The following is a 20,062-nucleotide window of genomic DNA, read 5'->3' on the forward strand; positions in this document are numbered from 1 at the left end:
AGCCGGGCAGCAGGACGGTTTCGTCCAGCGTGACGTTCTTGGCGCGGGAGGCCCGGGTGACGGTGACGGCCCAGCGCCAGCCGCGGTATCCGGGCTCCTTGCACTCGAAGAAGTGCGTGACGACCCGGTCGCCCTCCGCGACGACGCCGGCGTGCTCGCCGACCACGCCGGGGGCGGCGGCCTCCTCGGCCGCCTCCCGCGCGAGGTCTACGGCCTCGGCGCAGAGGCGGTCGGGGGCCGGGGTACGCGTGGCTCGCGGGGTACGCGGGGTACGGTCTCGCGTCGTCGCAGCACTCACAGGTCTCGCTTCTCTCCTACGCCGTCTCACGGGTGCGCCGGCCGAGGTTCGGGAGCGAGGCTCCGGGAGCGGGGCGGGCGGAGCGGACCTGGGGGCCGCATCGACGTCCGCACCCGACCGGTCTCACATGTCTCGGGCGCACCTATCGTCATCCATTCTGCGGGATGCCGAAGGGGCGCGCGGCCGAGAGCAACCGCCGGTGGCGCGCTACGCACGCTACCCCGTTCGCGGGCCTGGGCCCACCTGCGCGCTCCAAGTGACCCGGATCGATCCCGCGGGAGCCCGGCCCGGGGGCGGTGCCCGCGCCCGTGCCGGGCCCGTCCCCGCCCCGGCGTGTCCCCGACACCCCGGGGCGTCCGCTCGGTTCGGGCGGGCCCTGGTTGGGGCACTATGAGGTGGTGGCAGCCGCACGGTCCTCCGGCCGATCCCACGATCGTCCCGGGCCGCTCCGCCGAGCGGGCCGGGCGGTGGGGCGTGCGCTGCACCTGCCGTTCACGGGGACCGCGAAGGGGATCCGGCGGGCCACGCACGCGCACGGCGCGGGCGAGTCGGGGCTCGGGAAGCTGATCGAGCTGCACGCGGTCAACGGCGCCGGGGACGTGATGATCACCGTGGCCCTCGCGTCGACGGTGTTCTTCTCGGTGCCGACCGACGAGGCCCGCGGGCGCGTCGCGCTCTACCTCGCCATCACCATGCTGCCGTTCACGCTCCTCGCGCCCGTCATCGGTCCGCTCCTCGACCGGCTGCCGCACGGCCGGCGGGCGGCGATGGCGGCGGCGATGCTCACCCGGGCCGTGCTCGCCGTGCTGATGTCGGGCGCGGTCGCGACGGGCGGGATCGAGCTGTACCCGGCGGCGCTCGGCGTGCTCGTGGCGTCGAAGGCGTACGGGGTGGTGCGCAGCGCCGTGGTGCCCCGGCTGCTGCCGACGGGCTTCTCGCTGGTGAAGGCGAACTCGCGGGTGACGCTCGCCGGGCTGCTCGCGACGGGCGTCGCCGCGCCGATCGGGGCGGGGCTCCAGCTGGTCGGGCCGCGCTGGCCGCTGTTCGGGGCGTGCGCGCTGTTCCTGCTGGGGACGTACTGGGCGGTGCGGATGCCGCACAAGGTGGACTCGGCGAAGGGCGAGCGGCGGGCGCACCTGCTGACGCACGGCGAGAAGAAGCCGAGTCTGCGGACGGTGGGTCCGGCGGTGCTCCACGGGCTCCAGGCGAACGCGGCGCAGCGGATGCTCTCCGGCTTCCTGATCTTCTTCCTGGCGTTCCTGCTGCGCGACCATCCGCTGTCGGGGCAGTCGGCGGCGGTGTCGCTGGGGATCGTGGGCGTGGCGGCGGGCGTCGGGAACGCCTGCGGGACGGCGGCGGCGGGGCTGCTGCGGGACCGGGGGCACCGGCCGGAGGTGATCATCGCGACGATGATCTCGACCGTGCTCACGGCGGCGGTCTGCGCCGCCGTCTTCTTCGGCGGGGTGATGGTCGCGGTGCTGGGCGCGGTCGCGGGCCTGACGCAGGCCCTGTCGAAGCTGTCGCTGGACGCCCTGATCCAGCGGGACGTGCCGGAGGTCGTGCGGACCTCGGCGTTCGCCCGCTCCGAGACGGCGCTGCAGATGGCGTGGGTGGTGGGCGGGGGGCTCGGCATCGTGACGCCGCTGAACGGGACGGTGGGGATGGCGGTGGCCGCCTGCTTCCTGGCGATCGGCGCGCTCCTCGCCGTGCGGGGCCTGCTGTCGTCCCGGGGCCCGGGCGCCCCGGACCGCCCGCAGCGCGCGAAGGTGGCCTGAGCCGCCCCGGACGGAGCCGTCCCGGCCTGGGGCGCCCCGCCCGGTACGCCCCGGACGGAGGCGTATCGGCGCCTGGAGCGCGGCGCGCCGTACCCCCGCGCGTCGGTGGCGCGGCGGCCCGATAGCCTTCGGCTCATGACCGTTGCGTTCTTCTCCGGCTCGCGCCGCCGGGCCGCTGCCGCCCTCGGGGCCGTCTCCGCCGGGCTCCTCGTCCTCACCGCCTGCGAAAAGCCGACTCCGATCGCGACCGTCACGGTCGGGTCCGAATCGATCAACTCCGAGGCGGCCTGCTACAACGACGGCGACCCCATCAAGGAGTCCGACGTCCAGAAGTGCCTCAACAAGAAGGCCGAGAAGTCGATCACCGTCGCCATGGACGACAAGATCCGCTTCGGGGTGGACCCGTCGATCGCCGACAACGGCTGGACGATCTTCCTCGGCGGCCAGCAGGCCGAGCCGGAGCCGTACAAGAAGACGTACCGGACCATCCCGGCCAGCGCCTTCTTCTCCGCCCAGCAGACCGGCGAGGCGCCCGACGAGACGCAGGTGACGATCGTCGAGAACACCGGCAAGACGCTCACGGGCATCTGGCACTTCAAGCTGAAGAAGGAATCCTGATCCTCCGGTGCACCGCCGGATCCTGATCGTGACGGCCGTGGCGGCGGAGGCGGACTCCGTCGCCGGCGGTCTCGCGGACGGCACCGCCCGCCCGGCCGTGGAGCTCCCCGTGCCGGGCGGCCTCGTGCTGCGCCGGTACGAGGACGGTGACGGCCCGACCGGTGTGGACGTCCTCGTCGGCGGGGTCGGGCCCGCGGCCGTCGCCGCCGCGACCGGTGCCGCGCTGACCCGGGCCGCGCTCGCCGGCGAACCGTACCGGCTCGTCGTCTCCGCCGGGATCGCCGGCGGCTTCCCCGGCCGCGCCCCGCTCGGCTCGCTCGTCGTCTCGGACGCGATCGTCGCCGCCGACCTGGGCGCCGACACGCCCGACGGGTACGTGCCCGTCGACGAGCTCGGCTTCGGCCGCTCCGCCCACCGCGTCCCGGACGCCCTCACCGGGCCCGTCGCCGCCGCCCTCGCGGCCGCCGGGCTCCCGCACACCACCGGCGCCGTCCTCACGGTCTCCACCGTCACCGGCACCGCCGCCCGCGCCGACGAGCTCGCCGCCCGGCACCCGGGGGCCGCCGCCGAGGCCATGGAGGGCTTCGGGGTCGCCGAGGCCGCCGCCGCGCACGGCACCCCCGTCCTCGAACTGCGGGCCGTGTCGAACGCCGTCGGCCCCCGCGACCGCGCCGCCTGGCGCATCGGCGACGCCCTGGCCGCGCTGCGCCGGGCCGTGACCGTACTCGAACCCACCCTGTCGGAGGCCCGGCCGTGCAGCTGAAGATCGCCTACTCGCCCTGCCCGAACGACACCTTCGTCTTCGACGCCTGGGCCCACGGCCGCGTCCCCGGCGCCCCGCACCTCGACGTCACCTTCGCCGACATCGACGTCACCAACGGCTGGGCGGAGGGCGGCACCGACGGCCACGACGTCCTGAAGGTCTCGTACGCCGTCCTGCCGTGGATCCTCGACGAGTACGCGCTGCTGCCCTGCGGCGGGGCCCTCGGCCGCGGCTGCGGCCCGCTCGTCCTGACCCGCGAGCCCGGCCTCGACCTGCGGGGGAAGACGGTCGCGGTGCCGAGCGAGCGCTCGACCGCCTACCTCCTCTTCCGGCTGTGGGCGGCCGAGACCGTCCCCGGGGGCGTCGGCGAGGTCGTCGTGCTGCCGTTCCACGAGATCATGCCCGCCGTCCGGGACGGGAAGGTCGACGCCGGCCTCGTCATCCACGAGGCCCGCTTCACCTACGGGTCGTACGGGCTCCACTGCCTCGCCGACATGGGCGAGCACTGGGAGTCCACCACCGGCCTGCCGATCCCGCTCGGCGCGATCGTCGCCCGCCGCTCGCTCGGCGCCGACACCCTGCGGCTGCTCGCCGACTCCGCCCGGACCTCGGTGCGGATGGCCTGGGACGACCCGGCCGCCTCCCGGCCGTACGTCATGGAGCACGCGCAGGAGATGGACCCGAAGGTCGCCGACCAGCACATCGGCCTGTACGTGAACGAGTTCACCGCCGACCTCGGCGAGGACGGCTACGCGGCGGTCCGGGGCCTGCTCACGCGCGCCGCGGCCGAGGGGCTCGTACCGCCCCTCGGCCCGGACGCGCTGTCGTTCCCGTAGCCGGGACCGCGGGATCAGACGTCGAGCTGGTCCGCGACCGCCCGCAGCAGGCCCGCGATCTTCTTGCCGGCCGCCTTGTCGGGGTACCGGCCGCGCTCCAGCATCGGCGTGATGTTCTCCAGGACCGTCGTCAGGTCCTGCACGATCGACGCCAGCTCGTCGGGCTTGCGGCGCTGCGCCGCCGCCACCGACGGCGTCGGGTCGAGAACCGTCACCGACAGCGCCTGGTCACCCCGCTGGCCCGCGACCACACCGAACTCCACGCGCTGGCCCGGCTTCAGTGCGTCGACTCCGTCGGGGAGCACCGACGAGTGCACGAAGACGTCACCGCCGTCGTCGCGGGAGAGAAAGCCGAAGCCCTTCTCGCTGTTGAACCATTTGACCTTGCCAGTCGGCAAAGCACACGCTCCCTCTGTCGGTCCCGGACACTCCTGGGCGCCCGTAGAAATGCCCTGGAACACCTTACCGAGGCTGTCCCCAGCGGTGGGGAGGGTTAACCCCGCACCCAAGCGAGCTGTCCGGGGTCAGAGGTTCTTACGCCACTCCGCGTCCGGAGAGATCAACCGTTTGACAACGATGCGTGCCAGGAGACGGACAGCGGTCTCGTCCTCCCGTACCTGGCGTACGTGCTCGCGGTGGGCGTAGACGCCCCTTCCCGAGCCGCTGCTCCCCGGCTCATGCCAGAGGAACACCGCGTCGGCTTCCTCCGTGATCACGCCCTCGCAGCCACGGCAGTGGAAGAGCGTCCGGCTCACGCCTGACCCCCGAGGTTCACGTAGTGGTCGGTGAGCACCATGACGGACCGTGCAAGCCTCTGGGCGTGCCTCAGAGCCCAGGGGGAAGCGGACGGCGCGTACGGGATCCTGAGGCGCCGTGAGGCTTCCTCCACGCCCACCAGGGCGCAGACGCGGAGCATGTCTCCCCTGGGGTGTCTGTCAGCCGCTGCGGTCACCTCGGGGAGGAGCAGCATCAGCATCCCCCGGAACGCCTGGATCAGGCTCTTCACGTCGACGGCGGAGAGATCGTCGGTTTCTTCCCCGAGCACTCTCAAGGCCGTCTCTCGCATCGTCTGAAGGTCGAGCGGGATCGTCCGCTCGGGGACCTGTCCCGCTGTGTCGTGCGCGATGGCGTTCACGTGTCGGCTCCTTGCAGTCGGCCGGGCTCCGGGGCCGTGCGCGCGGTCGCCGGAGCGTTTGGCCTCTCATGCAATCGACTTGGCGTGATCTCCTACAGGGGCGCAACGTCCTAGTTCTGGTCGCTTAGCCGACGACGCCCAGGAACTCGGCCAGCGACCGTAGCCCCGGGGGGTGGTTGGGGAGTGACCGCAGGTCACGGACGATCGCCACGGCCAGCGTGTGGTGCTGCATCCACGTAGGCGCCACCTTCCGCAGGGACTCCAGAGTCTTGACCGCCCCGGCGGTATCCCCTGTGTCCGTGTGCGCACGGGCCACGTCCAGGAGCAGCCACGTACGCCAGGACGGCGGAGTGTCCTTGCTGAGCCTCATTCCCTTGGCGAGCGCCAACGCGTCGTGAGGGTGGCCGTACTGGACGGCGAGACGCACCCGCTCGATGCGGACCGACGACGGGCTGAACACGCTCACCATGCGGCTGTCGCCGCCCTCGGGAAGCTTGGACACCCGTGCGGCTTCCTTCTCCGCCCGCTCCATGAGGTCCGCAGCACGGTCGTAGTCACCGCTCCTCGCCGCCGACGTGGCGGCGCTCATCGTCAGTCCGCCCCAGACCTTGAGGCCGTCCGCCGTCTCGGCGAGCTCCGCGCCCTTCATGTCGTCCGCGGCCCTCAGGGCGATAGCCAGAGCGTCTTCCAAACGTCCCTGCCTCTGGTACGTCCACGCGGTGGAGTTCACGAGCATGGGCAGGAGCAGAGGATTCGAAGACCGGACGGCAGCTTCTATCGCCCGTTCCAGGCTGATCAGCGCCAGGTCCGTCTTCCCCATGCGTACGGCGACGTGTCCGGCCAGTTGGAGAGCCTTGCCGAGGGCTGCGAACCCTTCCCCCTGCTCCTCCTTGTCGGCAGAGGCCGTGACAGAGCGAGCGTCCCCGATCAGGGCAGGCAGCGCATCCATCACGGAGTCGAACTCAGCCGAGTGATAGCGGGTCCATCCGTCTGCGATCCGCTCCCGCAGGGAGTCCAGGGAGAAGTCAGAGGCCGGGGGTTGCGGCTCGGGCCCCCAGAGCACGGGCATGACCGCCCGACGCATCGCGACGAACTTGGGGCCGTCGGTCTCCCCCTTGGACGAGACCGCAGGAGGGTCTCCCAGGAGCGTCGTCAGCTCCACCCCGAGCCCGTTCGCCAGAGCGTGAAGCGTGGGGAGACGTGCCGAGTGCTTACGCCTCTGCTCAAGCTGTCTGATCACGTCCACGGACACGTGGGAACGTTCGGACAGCTCTTCCTGTGTCAGTCCCGCCAGCCGGCGCAGCCGACGCAGGGTCTTGCCGAGGTCTTCGGTCGTCACGCCGACACCGTACGCCGCGGCCTTCCTGGGCATCAGGCATATGGATTTCCTTCGAGATCCATCCTGACCGCGGAGCAATGGGGGCTCACAAGTTCCTGGATCGAATAGGTGACCTTCCCGCGAGGGTGTCGTTGATCTGATGACAGCACCATGGGTGAGGGGAGGGGTGGTGGGCCGGAAGCTGCCGTTGGGCGAGGGGGAGGCGGCTCGTACCGCCTGCGCACCCGTCCTGCTCCGGTCAGGAGTGGTGGAGAGGACCGGCGAAGTCCTCACTCCCTCTGTTCTCGCGGAACGTGTGGGCTGGTGTGCCGATCTGGTGGCCGGGATGACCGGCGCACTGCTGTCGGAGCATGGGAACCCCGCCGACGTGGACGCACTGGCCTCGGGCGTGGACGCGGGTGGCCGGGGGCTGCCGTCGAAGGCGTGGATGGCGCTGCGCCGCCTGGGCTGGACCGTCGCCCCGCCGGACGGGGTGAGGGTGAACGACCGGATCGTACGCATGGCGCAGGAGCAGGCCGGGCGGGTGTTGCGGTCGGTGAGGTGGCGGGCGGATGTGATCGCCGGAGTTCTGGCGACCTGGCCCGCCGACCCGGACAGGCGCACGCCCACCGAGTGGGACCAGGTACGGGCTGCGATCCCGGGCGGGGAGCGTCTGCCTTCCGGCGTGATCCGCTCCCGCACCCGCCAGATCACCTCACACGTGCGCAGACACGGACGTCTTCCGTTGGATGTGTTCGAGCTGGAACCCGTCCCGGATACGGCCCGGATGCTGCTGCTCGCCGCGTGCGACGGCCAGCAGGCCACGATCGAACGCTCCGAGGACGGACACCGAGCGCTGCTGCGGCTACAGCTTCCCGTCCGGCCCGATCCCGCTTCGTACGCGGACTGGACGTGGGTGGCCTGCCTGATCGCGCTCCCGCCCACGGTCCCCGCGAACGCGGTGCTCCACCTGCCCACCCTGCGTCCCACCGATGGGAAGGTGCGCACAGATCTGGCCTTCACCCAACCCGTGCCCAAGGCCCGCCGCGCCGGTCACACGATCGCGTTGGGGGTGGACTGGGGCCTGAACACCCTCCTGTCCGCAGGCGCGCTCCGGCTCCACGACGACGGGCGGATCACCGCCCTCGGAGCGGGCGCGCAGTTCCGGGCCGGTGGTGTGCTGGCCAAGCAGCACCGGCTCCGCCGCATCAGCGAGCACCTGCACACGAAGACCAGCCACTACGCCCGCCTCTCCGACCCCGCCCTGAACGGCAAGGCCGAACGGCTGGCAGAGGAGTTCCGGCGCGTCTCGCAGCGCCGGTCGCACCTCAACGACGCTCTGGCCCGGTCCGCGGCCCGCTGGGCCGTCGACCAGGCCGTCGCCACCGGAGCCACGGTCATCTACCTGGAAGACCTGCGCTCCCTGGAAGCCGGCGGCATGGGCCGCACGACGAACACCCGCCTCTCCCAGACCGTACGCGGACAGATCGCCCGGTGGATGCGGCACCTCGCCGCCGAGACCGGCATCGCCGTCGTCACCGTCCCACCCCGCAACACCTCCCGGCACTGCCCCCACTGCCTCACACCCCTGCGGCACCGCAAGGCCCCCGACCGGCCCACCACACCCGGCTGGAAATGGGCCCTCTGCCCCGACTGCGGCTGGCAGGGCGACCGCGACTAGGGAGCCTGGCGCCGGATCGCCGCACGCGGCCTGACCCACCAGACCAAGACCGTCACCGACCGCACCAGCGGGCAGATGACCATCCCCACGGTGATCGACCGGCTCGAAGCCACAGCCGTCCTCACCACCCCAGTCAGTCGAGTGGACCGGTCAAAGACCGGCCCCACCCGGCCACGCACCAACCGCCCCGCGCCCAGGCGACGCAGGGCTCCCTCCCCCGTACGGCCCCAGGGCCGTGCCGGCAAGCGTCCGGAGGGACACGCACCAACGGACCGGCCCCGACTGCCCCGCGCAGCCCACCGGCACCAGGGCGTGACCACGATCAGCACACCCACCACCGGCCCGCACCGGCCACATGGAGCAGCGCTGGGCGCGGGATTCCACCTCCACGCCCACGCCTCCCCACCCAGGTGGAGACCACCGAGCCGGATCTCACGGTCCGCACGGGATCGCTGGGCTGATCAGAGACGCTAATGCTCCGCGCGCCCGTGACAAGACGCCGCCGAAGTCTTCCTCCGGCCAGGGAACTACCCTGGCCGGATGCGCAGTGAAACCCCTACAGGACCGGTGGCCGGACCGGCGGACGATTCCGCGCCGGGCGACGGGCTCGTCAAGGCGGGCGTCGTCGTCTTCGCGATCGGGGCGGTCGCGACGCTGGTCACCGTGGCTCCGCTCTTCCTCGGGACGGATCCCTTCCCGACCGTCGCCTACCTGGTGTCGATGCTGATGGGCGTCGGTTTCGCGCTCGCCGCCGCCGGGGTGCTCCGCTCGGTCGCGGCCCAGCGGCGGCAGGCCCGGCGGGGCGGGCAGGCCGCCTAGCGGACGGTCTCCGCCACGTACGCCTTCCACCAGGCGCGGAAGTCCGTCAGGTCCTTCAGGACCACGTCGGCGCCCGCCTCGCGGAGCTCCTCGGGGCCGCACGGGCCGGTCGCCACGGCCACCGAGAGGGCGCCGGCGGCCTTCGCGCCGCGGACGTCGCCGACGTGGTCGCCGACGTACACCGAGGCGCCGTACTCGCGCAGCGCCTCCGCCTTGGCCTCGGCGAAGAGGCGGCCGGCGATCGCGTCCGGCTCGATGCCGAGGTGGGCGAAGTGGAGCGCGGCGTGCGGGCCGTTCTTGGCGGTGACGACGACGGTGCGGCCGCCGGCCTCGCGGACCGCGTCGAGGGCGTCGCGGGCGCCCGGCATCGGAACGGTGGGCTCGATCGCGTACTCGGGGTACAGGGCGCGGTAGCGGGCGGTCATCTCGGTGACCTGCCCGGCGGGCACCCAGTGGGCCATCTCGTGCTCCAGCGGCGGGCCGAGGCGGGTGACGACGAGGTCGGCGTCGAGCTCGACGCCGTACTTCTCCGCGAAGGCGAGGAAGGTCGCCCTGATGCCGGGCCGGGTGTCGAGGAGGGTCAGGTCGAGGTCGAAGCCGACCGTGAGCGGGCCTGCGGAAACGTTCGTCGTCATGGGTGACATTGTGCCCGGCTGTTCGAATCGGGCGGCTGCTTAGACTGAGCCGAGCCTTACCGAACCTCCTCCTCGCCCGATGGGTGCCCATGACAGCCGCTTTCCGTTCCAGACGGGTCCTCGCGACCTCGGCGGCCGTCGTCGCCCTGCTGCTCGCCGTCCTCCTCAGCCTCGCCGTCGGCGCCCGGGCCATCGCCCCCGGCACCGTCCTCGACGCGCTCCTGGGCACCGGCACCGGCGACGACGCCGAGGTGGTGCGGCAGCTCCGGGTCCCCCGGACCGTCATCGGGCTGATGGTCGGCGCCGCCCTCGCGCTCGCCGGCACCGCCCTCCAGGGCATCACCCGCAACCCGATCGCCGACCCCGGCATCCTCGGCATCAGCCAGGGCTCCGCCGTCGCCGTCGTCCTCGCCATCGCCTTCCTCGGCGTCCACAGCCTCTCCGGCTACGTGTGGTTCGCCTTCGCCGGCGCCGCGCTCGCCTCCGTCGCCGTGTACGCCATCGCCTCCAGCGGCCGCGGCGGCGCCACCCCCGTGAAGCTGGCCCTCGGCGGCGCGGCGATCAACGCGCTGCTGCTGTCGGTGACGACCGGCGTGCTGACGACGAAGGCCGCGGCGCTCGACGAGTTCCGGTTCTGGCAGACCGGCTCCCTCGACGGGCGGGACGCGGCCACGATCGCGCAGATCTGGCCGTTCCTGCTGATCGGCGTCCTGCTCGTGCTCTCGGTGGCACGCGGCCTGGACGCGCTGGCGCTCGGCGAGGACGTCGCCAAGGGGCTCGGGCAGAAGGTCGCCACCGTCCGGATCGTCGGCGGGCTCGGCGCGACCGTCCTCACCGGCGCGGCCGTCGCCGCCGCCGGACCCATCGCCTTCGTCGGCCTCGCCGTCCCGCACATCGCCCGCGCCGTCGTCGGCTCCGACCACCGGTGGGTGCTGCCGATGGCCGCGCTGATCGGGCCCGTGATGGTGCTCGTCGCGGACGTCGCCGGCCGGATCGTCTTCCCGCCGGGCGAGGTCCCCGCCGGCGTCATGACGGCCCTCATCGGCGTGCCGTTCCTCGTGACGCTGGTGCGCCGGAAGGCGGTGCCGGCGTGAGCGCCCCCGTGAAGGACGCCCCCGTCGCGTCCGCCGCCCCCGCCGTGAAGGGCCCCGGGGCCCGGCCCGCCGGGTACGGGCTCCTCCGGTTCGGGCCCGCCTCCTTCCTCGTCCACCGGCGGTCGGTGCTCGCCGCCGCCGTGCTGCTCCTGCTGCTCGCGGCGGTCTCCGTCGCGTACCTCTGCGTCGGCGAGAAGACCTTCTCCCCCGGCGAGGTCCTCACCGTCCTCACCGGCGGCGACTCCCCCGCCGCGTTCGTCGTCGAGGAGCTGCGCGAGCCGCGGCTCGTCACCGCGCTCGCCGTCGGCGCCGCCTTCGGGATCGCCGGCGCGCTCATCCAGACCGTCGCCCGCAACCCGCTCGCCTCGCCCGACATCATCGGCGTCAGCCAGGGCGCGGGCGCGGTCACCGTCGCCGCGATGACCTTCGGCCTCGCCTCGTACACGGTCCTGCCGTACCTGTCGGTCGCCGGCGGCGTCCTCGCCGCCGCCCTCGTCCACGCCTTCGCCTGGCGCGGCGGACTGCACGCCACCCGCTTCGTCCTCATCGGCATCGGCATCGCGATCGCGCTCCGCTCCCTGATCACCCTCTTCATGACCAAGGGCGACTACCTCGTCGCCCAGCAGGCGCAGATCTGGATGACCGGCTCGCTCAACGGGCGCGGCTGGGAGGAGTCGGCGCCGGTCCGCTGGACGCTGCTGCTGATGCTGCCCGCCGTGCTGTGGGCGGCCCGCGCCCAGCGGACCGTCTCCCTCGACGACGCCACCGCGACCGCCCTCGGCGTCCGGCTCGGGCGGGTGCGCCTCGGCCTCGTCGCGGTGGGCGTGGTCCTCGCGTCCGTGGCGACCGGGGTCGCCGGGCCCGTCGACTTCGTGGCGCTGCTCGCCCCGCAGATCGCCCGCCGGGTGACGCGCACGGCGCAGATCCCGCTGCTCTGCTCGGCGCTGCTCGGCGCGCTGGTCGTCGTCGCCGCCGACCTGATCGGGCGGCGGCTGTTCTCCCCGGTGGAACTGCCGGTGGGTGTCCTCACGGCGGCGGTCGGCGCCCCGTATCTGATCTGGCTCATCGTCCGGAGCCGTACGGGAGGGAAGGCATGAGCGCGGAGACGAGCGCGGCCACGGGTACGGGGCCGGGCACGGCGGCCGGCGGCAGGCTCGCCGCGCGGGGGCTGACCCTCGCCTACGAGAGCCGGACGGTCGTCGAGGACCTGGACCTGGTGGTCCCCGACGGCAGGGTGACCGTCATCGTCGGGCCGAACGCCTGCGGCAAGTCGACGACCCTGCGGGCGCTCGGCCGGCTCCTCAAGCCGGTGCGGGGCGCGGTCCTGCTCGACGGCGAGGAGCTGGCGAAGCTGCCGACGAAGCGGATCGCCCGCTCGATCGGCCTGCTGCCGCAGACGCCCGTCGCCCCCGAGGCGATCACGGTCGCGGACCTCGTCGCGCGCGGCCGCCAGCCCCACCAGGCGTGGTGGAAGCAGTGGTCCGAGGAGGACGAGCGGGCGGTGACGGAGGCGATGGCCCGCACCGACGTCGCCGGCCTCGCCGACCGCTCGGTCGACGAGCTCTCCGGCGGCCAGCGGCAGCGCGTCTGGATCGCGATGGCCCTCGCGCAGGAGACGGACCTGCTGCTCCTCGACGAGCCGACCACCTATCTGGACATCGCGCACCAGGTGGAGGTCCTGGACCTGGTCCGCCGCCTCAACCGCGCGCGCGGCCGGACGGTGGTCCTCGTCCTCCACGACCTGAACCAGGCCGCGCGGTACGCCGACCACCTCATCGCCATGAAGGCGGGCCGGGTGGTGGCGCAGGGCGCCCCGTCCGAGATCGTCACCGAGGCGATGGTCCGGGACGTCTTCGGCCTCCCGTCGGTCGTCGTCCCCGACCCGGTGACGGGGTCGCCGCTGGTGGTGCCGGGGGCCCCGTGGGAGGAGTCGTAGGCGTCCGGACGCCGCGGGGCGTCAGGGGCGGCGGGCGCGCAGGAGGAGGTAGGCGGCCGAGGCGAGGGCGGCGGCCCGCAGGGTCCACGGCCAGGTCTCGGCGAGGGCCTGCCCCATGCCGTCGCCGCCGGTGGCCACCGCCGCGCCCCAGCGGCCCTCCACCCGGCCCCAGAGCCAGGCGACGCCGCCCGCCGCGGCGAGGCCGGGCAGCACGAAGACGGCCGTCCTCACCTGACCGGGGCTCAGCCGGCGGGAGCCGTACGCGATGAGCCAGCCCAGGGCCAGCGCGACCAGCCAGCCGAACGCGGCGCCGGCGATCAGCAGCACGGCGGCGAGCAGGAGGAAGGGGTGCGCGAAGCCCCGCGCCCCGGCCGGCGCGGCCTCCTCCTCCGGGGCCGCTTCCGGGGCCTGCTCGCGCGGCCGGCGCCGGCGGCCGAGCAGCCACCCGGCGACGCGGCGGACCCGGCTCGCGGGAGCGGCCTCCTCGCCGCGTTCCTCCTCCGTGTCCTCCGCCTCGGGCTCCGGCGGGCGGAAGAGCTCCGGGGCCTCGATGCCGCCGAAGAAACCGGGCACGCCCGGATCCAGCGACCCCGCCCCGCCGCCGGGGAACCCGGGCGCGTCCGGGTCCGGCGCGCCCGCGCCGCCGGAGAAACCGGGCACGTCCGGGCCGGCCCACCAGCCGGGGGTCCCGGCGTCGCCCGGACGGGGGTGCGGCACGGGCGCCGGGGACGCGGGGGCGCCGGCGGCCTTCGAGGGTCCCCGGGGAGGCTTGCGGGAGGGCTTGCGGGAGCCGGACCACCAGGTGCCCGGGGCGGTACGGGCCCCCGTGCGCGGCGTCTCCGGATCCGCCGGGGCCGGTTCGGCCGACGCCGACGCCGACTCGGCCGAGGCCGACGCGGTGGGGGCCGAGGCCGACGCGGCTCTCCTGACGACCTCGTCGGGGGTGCCCAGGTCGCCGAGGATCCCCCGGACGGCCGTGGGGGACTCCTCGCCGCGGGTGGCGCGGCGGCGGTCGATCTCGTCGCGGAGGCCGGCGACGAGGGCGCTGCGGTCGCCGGGCGGGAGGTGCCGTTGCTGGGCGAGGTCGCCGACCTCGCTCAGGTAGTCGAAGACCATCCGGTCGCTCTCGATGCCCACGCCGCCCCTCCACCGTCCGGTCGAACGCCGTCCCGGTCCTGACGGTAGCGCCTGTACAGCGGATAACGTGGGGCGGATGGGGATCGGCGAGCTGGACCGGGAGGCGCACGTGCCCGAGGGACGTCCGAAGGGGACCGCGGCGGGTCCGCGCACGCTGGCCGAGGCGCTGCGGGCGCGCGGCGACGACGGGCTCGCCGCGCTGCTGCGGGCCCGCCCCGACCTGCTGGGCCCGGTGCCGAACGATCTGACGCAGCTGGCGACCCGGGCCGGGACGCGGGCCTCGGTGGTGCGGGCCCTGGAGCGGCTCGACCGGTTCTCGCTCCAGGTGGCGGAGGCGCTGGCGGTGGCGCCCGACCCGGCTCCGTACCCCGTGCTGCTCGACCTGTTCACCGGCGGGCGCGAGGAGCCGGAGACCGAGGCGGCGCTGCCGCGCGCGGTGGCGCTGCTGCGCGAGCGGGCGCTGGTGTGGGGCGAGGACGACCGGCTGCGGCTCGTGCGGACCGCGCGCGAACTGCTCGCCCCGTCGCCGCAGCACCCGTCCCCCACGGGGCTCGGGCCGACGGTCGCGGAGGCGACGGCGGGCATGTCGCCGGGGCGGATCCAGGAGATCGTGGCGGCGGCCGGGCTGCCGTCGACGCACGACCCGGTGTCGGCGGTCGCCGCGCTGACCGGGCTCTTCACCGACCGGGAGCGGATGGGGGCGCTGCTCGACACGGCGCCGCCGGAGGCGCTCGCCGTCCTCGACCGGCTGGTGTGGGGGCCGCCGTACGGCGAGGTGACGGCGCGGCCGACGGCGCCGGTCGGCTGGCTGCGCGACCGGGGGCTGCTGCTGCCGGTGTCGCCGCGCACGATGGTGCTGCCGCGCGAGGTGGCGCTGCACCTGCGGGGCGGGCGGGCGCACCGGGCGCCGGAGCCGCGCGCGCCGGAGGTGGGGGTGGTCCGCGCGTACCGTCCCGAGGTGGTGGACGGTGCCGCCGCCGGGCAGGCGTACGCGGCGATCGCCACCGTCGAGGAGCTGCTGAAGTCCTGGGACCACGGCGGCCCCGCGGTGCTGCGGGCCGGCGGGCTCGCGGTGCGGGACCTGAAGCGGACGGCGGCGGCGCTCGACGTGCCGGAGCCGGTGGCGGCGTTCTGGCTGGAACTGGCGTACGCGGCGGGGCTGCTGGCCTCGGACGGCGAGGCGGACGAGCGGTACGCGCCGACGCCCGCGTACGACGACTGGCTCGACCGGCCGCCGGCCGAACGCTGGGCGCGGCTGGCCGGCGCCTGGCTGGCGGCGACCCGCACCCCCGGGCTCGTCGGCGGCCAGGACGCGAAGGGCCGCACGCTGTCCGCGCTCGGCCCCGACCTGGACCGCGCGGCGGCGCCGGAGGTGCGCCACCGGCTCCTCGCCCTCCTGGCGACCCTGCCGCCGGGCGCGGCGGCCGACCCGGAGACCCTGCTGGCCCGCCTCCGCTGGGAACGTCCGACGCGCGGCACGACGACGGCCAGGAGCACGTCCGCTCCCGCCGCTCCCGCGCCCGGCACGGACGCGGGCACGACACGTGCGGAGCCGGGCGCGGCCGGGCCCTGGGCGTCGGAGGCGAGCGCGGCCCGCGGCGCCGACGGCACGAGCGCCCCGCGTCCCGCCGCCGACCTGCGGGAACGCCTCGCCCGCTGGGCCCTCGGGGACGCCGAGCTGCTCGGCATCACCGGGCGCGGCGCGCTGTCCACGGCCGCGCGGGCGCTGCTCAACCTGCCGCTCGACACACCCGCCGGGCCGGCCGCCGAGGGCGGCGGGGTGGAGCCGGAGGTCGCGGCCGAGCGCGCGGCGGAACTCCTCGAACCGCTGCTGCCGCGGGCCGTCGACCACGTGCTCCTCCAGGCCGACCTGACGGCCGTCGCCCCCGGCCCGCTGCTGCGACCGCTGGCCGACGCGCTCGCGGTCCTGGCGGACGTGGAGTCGAAGGGCGGCGCGACGGTCTACCGGTTCACACCCGGTTCGGTGCGGCGCGCGCTCGACACCGGCCGCTCCGCCTCCGACCTGCACGCCTTCCTCGCCGCGCACGCGCGCACCCCGGTGCCGCAGCCCCTCGCCTACCTCATCGACGACGTGGCGCGGAAGCACGGGCACCTGCGGATCGGCGCGGCCTCCGCGTACGTGCGCTGCGACGACGACGCGCTGCTCGGCGAGATCCTCGCCGACCGCCGCTCGGCCCCCCTGCGCCTGCGCCGCCTGGCGCCGACGGTCCTGGCCGCCCAGACGGACCCGTCCTCGCTCCTCGACGGCCTGCGGTCGATGGGGTACGCCCCGGCGGCGGAGTCGGCGGAGGGCGACGTCATGATCACCCGTGCCGACGCCCACCGCACCCCGCCCCGCACGCCCCCGGCGCCCGTCACCGACGGGCCGCCGGCCCCCGACGCCACCCTGCTGAAGGCCGCGGTCCGCGCGATCCGGGCCGGCGACCACGCCGCCACGGCCGTGCGCAAGGAGCCCTCGGTCCCCGTCACCACCGGCGGCCTCCCCCGCACCTCGGCCGCGGAGACCCTGGCGACGGTCCAGGCCGCCGCGATGACCGGCTCGGCCGTCTGGATCGGCTACGTCAACGCCGAGGGCGCCGCCAGCCAGCGCGTCATCGCCCCCGTCCGCGTCGAGGGCGGCTTCGTCACCGGCTACGACCACACGGCCGACGAGGTCCGCACCTACCCCCTGCACCGCATCACGGGGGTCGCGGAACTGGCGGACGAGGAGGTCTGAGGCCGGTCAGGCATGGCCGTTGCCGGTGAGGAGCATGACGAAGAAGTACATCCAGAGGAACTGGTACAGCAGCAGCGGATAGACCGCCGCCACCACGCAGCCCGCGACGGCGAACCGGACCCGCGCCCGGCGCCGCCGCGCGGTGCGGGCGAGGAACCACCCCGGGGCGACGACGGCGAGCGGCAGCACGAAGCCGCCGGCCAGATAGACGGGAAGCGCCTCGAACAGCCCGCCCAAGGCCGCCGCACCGCACGCCACCACGGGCACGGCCGCCGTCGCCGCCGACGGCGGCCCCCACCAGCGGGGATCGGCGGCGGGCTCGGAGTCGGTACGCGACGTCATGCGCCCATTCCACGCGCCACCCCCGCCCCGGCCCCACCGCACGCGTACTCATCCCGCCGGCGCGCCGTACTCATACCCTGTCAGCCCGCCTCAGCCGCGCGGGCTCACCAGCGGCCCCGGGTCGGCCTCCAGCGGGAACGGCTCCTCGACCAGGGTCGCCCGCCCCGCCTCGGCGACCGTGCGCTCGACGCAGTGGCCGTCCCGCGGCTCGCACACGACCGGCGTCGGCACGGGCTCCGGTTCGAGCCGCCACAGGTGCTCGATCCCGGCCTCGGCGCAGTACGGCGGCTTCAGCAGGCGGTCGGTCCGGCGCCCGGAGACCGTCGGGTGTCGTGCAGACTGGATGTTTGACCGCGGGGAAGGGAACCCACACACGTGAACGGACCTCTGATCGTCCATGCGATCGAGCTGGATGCACATACCTAGCACGCTGAGATGGACAGCGGGAAGACCTGCCTGGCCGTCGCACGGGGGCGCTACGTGCGCTTCACACTCTCCGGTGGGACCAGCCACTCACGGCCCCCACCTTCGGGCCACAGGAAAGCCGTAGGACGCCTCCGACGCTCGCCCGGCAGGCCGGCGGGGTCCTCATAGTCCGGAATCACATCGCGCAGGATGCCGACCCGTCCCGCGCCGTCTTCCACGCGTCGCCCGATGTCCTCTGCGGTGACCATCAGTGCCCCTCGGGGTGCCGCCGCATGAAGACGTTGCAGTCGGACACGGTGGTCATGTCGCCCCCGGCGCGGGCGCGGGAGCGCACGTCGGCCAGCTCGGAGCACCCAGCGCAGCCGACGACAGGGTCCGGCTCCCCGTCCAGGCGCAACGGCAGCTCGATCGGCGGGGTGCTGTATCGCGTGGGTTCGGTCATGGCGGGAGCTTGGCCCACCCTTGCGGACGTATCTGCCCCCGCACAGCGGACAGTTGAGACGTTCGACGTTAGGGTCGAAGAAAGCCCAAAAGGCCACGGCGAGGGGGTTGACTTGAACGCCGCTCTTCAGTCCGCCATGGAGGACGCAGGCTTGTCCACGCGGCAGTTAGCGTACCGGGTGGGGGTATCTGCGAAGCAGGTGGAACGATGGCTGAGCAATGCTGATCTGACACCACACGCAAGGAACCGAGCGGACGCCTGTCGGGCGCTGGGAGTGGACGAAGAGATGTTGTGGCCGAAGGCTGTACAGGAACGCGTGAAGACCGGCGCCGACCGCGAGTTGGTCCACAGCTACCCGTACCGGTCCGCGTGCCCGTCAACGGTCTGGACGGAGCTTGTCGAGTCGGCACACACGGAACTCTTCCTCGCCGGCTACACGAACTACTTCTTCTGGACCCAGGTGCCCCACTTCGCGGACACGATCCGGCGCAAGGCTGAGGCCGGGTGCCGGGTGCGGTTCCTCGTGGGAGACCCGGACGGAGAGGTGACCCGACAGCGGGAGACCATCGAGGACGTAGCCCTGTCTGTCTCCACACGCATCAGGATCACCCTGGAGCACCTGGACCGGCTCGGGCCGCTCGGAGGGGTAGAGGTCCGCGTCTCCGCGCCGCTGGACGCCATCAATCACGTGAGCCTGTCCGTGTTCCGCTTCGATGACGACGCCCTGGTGACACCGCATCTCGCCCGACTCGTGGGCCATGATTCGCCCCTTCTGCACCTGCGTCGCCACAACAGCGGGGGCATGTTCGACCGATTCGCAGAGCACGGCGAGGAACTGTGGGAGCGGGCTGAGCCTCGCGAGCCCACCTCCCACGCCTGAGCTGTCACCGAGCCGACGGCCCTTTACAGACCTTCTTCTCCGGATGGCCGCTTCAACGCGCGATGCTCACCCGAGCATCCTTGCCCCTCACGGCTTGCGGCCATCGCTCATCGATGATCACCGCTGCTGCGCGGCAGGCAGCACAGGCGTTCTCCCGGTCAGGCACCCACAAGTAGTCGGACGGAGACATGCCTGAAAGGTGAATGCCGCACAGGGTCTTGTCGAAGGCGCCGAACGCGTGGGAGACGTCGGTGTCCAGGCCGTCCGCTACGGCTCTCTCCCATCGCGTCTCCATGGGCAGGTAGGGCGGTCGAGCAATCTCGAACCACTCACCACCCACATGCGTGGCAGCGTGGCACCACGAGCAGGACCAGATCTCCTGCTCCCACTGGCTCGGCGGCGCCGGCCACCGCCACATCACACCACCACACACGTCACAATCCACGAACGCATCCTGACACGTTCACCATCGGCTACTCCGCCACGCCGACCAGGAATGGCAGGGGCTCTCGCAGCCGCGCTACTCGGCCCCTGCAAGCGCCCGGTACAACGTCGCACGGGACACCCCGAGAGCCTTGGCAATGGCCGTGACGCTTTCACCATTGGCACGGCGCGCCTTGGCCGCAGCAAGCTTGTCAGCGTCCATGACGGCCGGTCGACCTCCGGTGCGCCCCTGAGCGCGGGCAGCGTCCAGACCGGCGCGGGTCCGGTCCTTGATCAGACTGCGCTCAAACTCCGCCATCGCGCCGACCACTTGCAGCATGAGCCGCCCGTCCGGGGTGTTCGGGTCGATGCTCGCCAGGGCACCCGTCAGGACCCGGAACCCAACTCCCCGTGCGGCAAGAGCGTCCACCATGTTCACCAGGTCGATCAGCGAGCGCGCGAACCGGTCCAGCTTCCACACGCACAGCGTGTCTCCGGGGCGGACGTAGTCGAGCACCGCTGCAAGCTCGGGGCGGTCCGTGTTCTTTCCGCTCGCCTTGTCCGTGAAGATCCGGGCGCACCCCGCACCAGTCAGCGCATCGCGCTCCAACCGGGCTCCCTGATCGTCGATGGAGACTCGCGCGTAGCCGATGAGGTGCCCCGTGTTCGTGTTCATGACGAGACCGTCTCAGAGGTCGTTTTCTCCCGATGTTTCATCCCGGGATCGGATGTTCTGTGGGTTCTTTCGGGTCGTGCCAGGAGATGGT

General features: G+C 73.6%; 21 protein-coding genes and 1 pseudogene. 11 read left to right on the forward strand and 11 right to left on the reverse strand.

The genetic code is table 11. The annotated features are described in order from the left end of the window. Positions 1–298 (reverse strand): annotated as a pseudogene (locus IE245_RS37475) (DUF3027 domain-containing protein); the annotation flags it as partial. A gap of 398 nt (positions 299–696) precedes the next feature. On the opposite strand from IE245_RS37475, the gene IE245_RS33665 reads away from it, so the two are divergent. From IE245_RS33665 to IE245_RS33680, 4 genes are all read left to right on the forward strand, one after another. Then, on the forward strand, positions 697–2,073 hold the full coding sequence (locus IE245_RS33665; RefSeq protein ID WP_189954680.1) for an MFS transporter: 1,377 nt from the start codon (positions 697–699) through the stop codon (positions 2,071–2,073). A gap of 135 nt (positions 2,074–2,208) precedes the next feature. After that, positions 2,209–2,691, forward strand: coding sequence for a DUF2771 domain-containing protein (locus IE245_RS33670; protein WP_189954682.1), 483 nt, complete (start codon positions 2,209–2,211; stop codon positions 2,689–2,691). A 7-nt stretch (positions 2,692–2,698) separates the two neighbouring features. After that, on the forward strand, positions 2,699–3,454 hold the full coding sequence (locus tag IE245_RS33675; protein ID WP_229851944.1) for a futalosine hydrolase: 756 nt from the start codon (positions 2,699–2,701) through the stop codon (positions 3,452–3,454). Next, complete coding sequence (locus IE245_RS33680; RefSeq protein WP_189954683.1) at positions 3,445–4,290, forward strand: 1,4-dihydroxy-6-naphtoate synthase; 846 nt, start codon at positions 3,445–3,447, stop codon at positions 4,288–4,290. The genes IE245_RS33675 and IE245_RS33680 overlap by 10 nt, the downstream gene beginning before the upstream one ends. 14 nt (positions 4,291–4,304) lie before the next feature. Here IE245_RS33680 and IE245_RS37985 read toward each other — a convergent pair whose 3' ends face one another. The 4 genes from IE245_RS37985 to IE245_RS33700 form a co-directional block, all read right to left on the reverse strand. Then, positions 4,305–4,688, reverse strand: coding sequence for a cold-shock protein (locus tag IE245_RS37985; RefSeq protein ID WP_189954685.1), 384 nt, complete (start codon positions 4,686–4,688; stop codon positions 4,305–4,307). Between the two features lie 126 nt (positions 4,689–4,814). Next, positions 4,815–5,045: a hypothetical protein gene (locus IE245_RS33690; protein WP_189954687.1), complete on the reverse strand. Its 231-nt coding sequence runs from the start codon at positions 5,043–5,045 to the stop codon at positions 4,815–4,817. After that, positions 5,042–5,425 carry a DUF6415 family natural product biosynthesis protein gene (locus IE245_RS33695; protein ID WP_189954689.1) on the reverse strand — a complete coding sequence of 128 codons (384 nt, stop codon included), beginning with the start codon at positions 5,423–5,425 and terminating at the stop codon, positions 5,042–5,044. Before IE245_RS33695 ends, IE245_RS33690 begins: the two co-directional genes overlap by 4 nt. Before the next feature lie 124 nt (positions 5,426–5,549). After that, complete coding sequence (locus IE245_RS33700) at positions 5,550–6,764, reverse strand: helix-turn-helix domain-containing protein (RefSeq protein WP_189954691.1); 1,215 nt, start codon at positions 6,762–6,764, stop codon at positions 5,550–5,552. A gap of 325 nt (positions 6,765–7,089) precedes the next feature. On the opposite strand from IE245_RS33700, the gene IE245_RS33705 reads away from it, so the two are divergent. Both IE245_RS33705 and IE245_RS33710 read left to right on the forward strand, forming a co-directional pair. Continuing rightward, positions 7,090–8,424, forward strand: a complete 1,335-nt coding sequence (locus IE245_RS33705) for a zinc ribbon domain-containing protein (protein WP_229851945.1) — start codon at positions 7,090–7,092, stop codon at positions 8,422–8,424. Positions 8,425–8,964: 540 nt separating this feature from the next. Further along, on the forward strand, positions 8,965–9,243 hold the full coding sequence (locus IE245_RS33710; protein ID WP_189954693.1) for a hypothetical protein: 279 nt from the start codon (positions 8,965–8,967) through the stop codon (positions 9,241–9,243). Here IE245_RS33710 and IE245_RS33715 read toward each other — a convergent pair. Further along, positions 9,240–9,887 carry an HAD family hydrolase gene (locus tag IE245_RS33715; RefSeq protein WP_189954696.1) on the reverse strand — a complete coding sequence of 216 codons (648 nt, stop codon included), beginning with the start codon at positions 9,885–9,887 and terminating at the stop codon, positions 9,240–9,242. The two genes, IE245_RS33710 and IE245_RS33715, sit on opposite strands and share 4 nt — an antisense overlap. Positions 9,888–9,967: 80 nt before the next feature. On the opposite strand from IE245_RS33715, the gene IE245_RS33720 reads away from it, so the two are divergent. From IE245_RS33720 to IE245_RS33730, 3 genes are read left to right on the forward strand one after another with little or no spacing between them, the layout of a single operon-like run. Further along, a complete protein-coding gene (locus tag IE245_RS33720) occupies positions 9,968–10,972 on the forward strand; it encodes a FecCD family ABC transporter permease (RefSeq protein WP_189954698.1) in 1,005 nt (334 codons plus the stop codon). Positions 10,973–11,016: 44 nt separating this feature from the next. Next, positions 11,017–12,069, forward strand: coding sequence for a FecCD family ABC transporter permease (locus IE245_RS33725; RefSeq protein WP_189954720.1), 1,053 nt, complete (start codon positions 11,017–11,019; stop codon positions 12,067–12,069). Continuing rightward, positions 12,066–12,908: an ABC transporter ATP-binding protein gene (locus IE245_RS33730; RefSeq protein WP_189954700.1), complete on the forward strand. Its 843-nt coding sequence runs from the start codon at positions 12,066–12,068 to the stop codon at positions 12,906–12,908. The genes IE245_RS33725 and IE245_RS33730 overlap by 4 nt, the downstream gene beginning before the upstream one ends. Before the next feature lie 21 nt (positions 12,909–12,929). Here IE245_RS33730 and IE245_RS33735 read toward each other — a convergent pair whose 3' ends face one another. Beyond that, positions 12,930–14,045, reverse strand: coding sequence for a hypothetical protein (locus IE245_RS33735; protein ID WP_189954702.1), 1,116 nt, complete (start codon positions 14,043–14,045; stop codon positions 12,930–12,932). Between the two features lie 76 nt (positions 14,046–14,121). On the opposite strand from IE245_RS33735, the gene IE245_RS33740 reads away from it, so the two are divergent. Then, positions 14,122–16,782 carry a helicase C-terminal domain-containing protein gene (locus tag IE245_RS33740; protein WP_189954704.1) on the forward strand — a complete coding sequence of 887 codons (2,661 nt, stop codon included), beginning with the start codon at positions 14,122–14,124 and terminating at the stop codon, positions 16,780–16,782. 6 nt (positions 16,783–16,788) lie between these two features. On the opposite strand, the gene IE245_RS33745 is transcribed toward IE245_RS33740, so the two are convergent. The 3 genes from IE245_RS33745 to IE245_RS33755 all read right to left on the reverse strand — a co-directional run bounded on the left by IE245_RS33745 (position 16,789) and on the right by IE245_RS33755 (position 17,992). Then, positions 16,789–17,124 (reverse strand): hypothetical protein, encoded by a 336-nt coding sequence (locus IE245_RS33745; protein ID WP_189954706.1) that lies wholly within the window; start codon positions 17,122–17,124, stop codon positions 16,789–16,791. A gap of 90 nt (positions 17,125–17,214) precedes the next feature. Further along, positions 17,215–17,499 (reverse strand): hypothetical protein, encoded by a 285-nt coding sequence (locus tag IE245_RS33750; protein ID WP_189954708.1) that lies wholly within the window; start codon positions 17,497–17,499, stop codon positions 17,215–17,217. 298 nt (positions 17,500–17,797) lie between these two features. Beyond that, the gene (locus IE245_RS33755; protein ID WP_189954710.1) at positions 17,798–17,992 is read right to left on the reverse strand and encodes a hypothetical protein; all 195 of its coding nucleotides are present in this window, start codon (positions 17,990–17,992) and stop codon (positions 17,798–17,800) included. A gap of 286 nt (positions 17,993–18,278) precedes the next feature. Here IE245_RS33755 and IE245_RS33760 point away from each other — a divergent pair, with 286 nt between their 5' ends. Then, complete coding sequence (locus IE245_RS33760; protein ID WP_308436651.1) at positions 18,279–18,872, forward strand: XRE family transcriptional regulator; 594 nt, start codon at positions 18,279–18,281, stop codon at positions 18,870–18,872. 520 nt (positions 18,873–19,392) lie between these two features. Here the strand turns inward: IE245_RS33760 and IE245_RS33765 are convergent. Further along, positions 19,393–19,971 carry a recombinase family protein gene (locus tag IE245_RS33765; RefSeq protein WP_189954712.1) on the reverse strand — a complete coding sequence of 193 codons (579 nt, stop codon included), beginning with the start codon at positions 19,969–19,971 and terminating at the stop codon, positions 19,393–19,395. Between the last annotated feature and the right edge of the window lie 91 nt (positions 19,972–20,062).

It is taken from the genome of Streptomyces roseolus (assembly GCF_014649855.1).
In the GTDB taxonomy this organism is placed as follows: Bacteria; Actinomycetota; Actinomycetes; order Streptomycetales; family Streptomycetaceae; genus Streptomyces; species Streptomyces roseolus.

Coding starts and splice junctions, on each gene's coding strand:
- IE245_RS33670 (WP_189954682.1), top strand. CDS start 2,209: ATGACCGTTGCGTTCTTCTCCGGCTCGCGCCGCCGGGCCGCTGCCGCC.
- IE245_RS33705 (WP_229851945.1), top strand. CDS start 7,090: ATGACCGGCGCACTGCTGTCGGAGCATGGGAACCCCGCCGACGTGGAC.
- IE245_RS33710 (WP_189954693.1), top strand. CDS start 8,965: ATGCGCAGTGAAACCCCTACAGGACCGGTGGCCGGACCGGCGGACGAT.
- IE245_RS33715 (WP_189954696.1), bottom strand. CDS start 9,887: ATGTCACCCATGACGACGAACGTTTCCGCAGGCCCGCTCACGGTCGGC.
- IE245_RS33720 (WP_189954698.1), top strand. CDS start 9,968: ATGACAGCCGCTTTCCGTTCCAGACGGGTCCTCGCGACCTCGGCGGCC.
- IE245_RS33730 (WP_189954700.1), top strand. CDS start 12,066: ATGAGCGCGGAGACGAGCGCGGCCACGGGTACGGGGCCGGGCACGGCG.
- IE245_RS33740 (WP_189954704.1), top strand. CDS start 14,122: ATGGGGATCGGCGAGCTGGACCGGGAGGCGCACGTGCCCGAGGGACGT.
- IE245_RS33745 (WP_189954706.1), bottom strand. CDS start 17,124: ATGACGTCGCGTACCGACTCCGAGCCCGCCGCCGATCCCCGCTGGTGG.
- IE245_RS33755 (WP_189954710.1), bottom strand. CDS start 17,992: ATGACCGAACCCACGCGATACAGCACCCCGCCGATCGAGCTGCCGTTG.
- IE245_RS33760 (WP_308436651.1), top strand. CDS start 18,279: ATGTTGTGGCCGAAGGCTGTACAGGAACGCGTGAAGACCGGCGCCGAC.
- IE245_RS33765 (WP_189954712.1), bottom strand. CDS start 19,971: ATGAACACGAACACGGGGCACCTCATCGGCTACGCGCGAGTCTCCATC.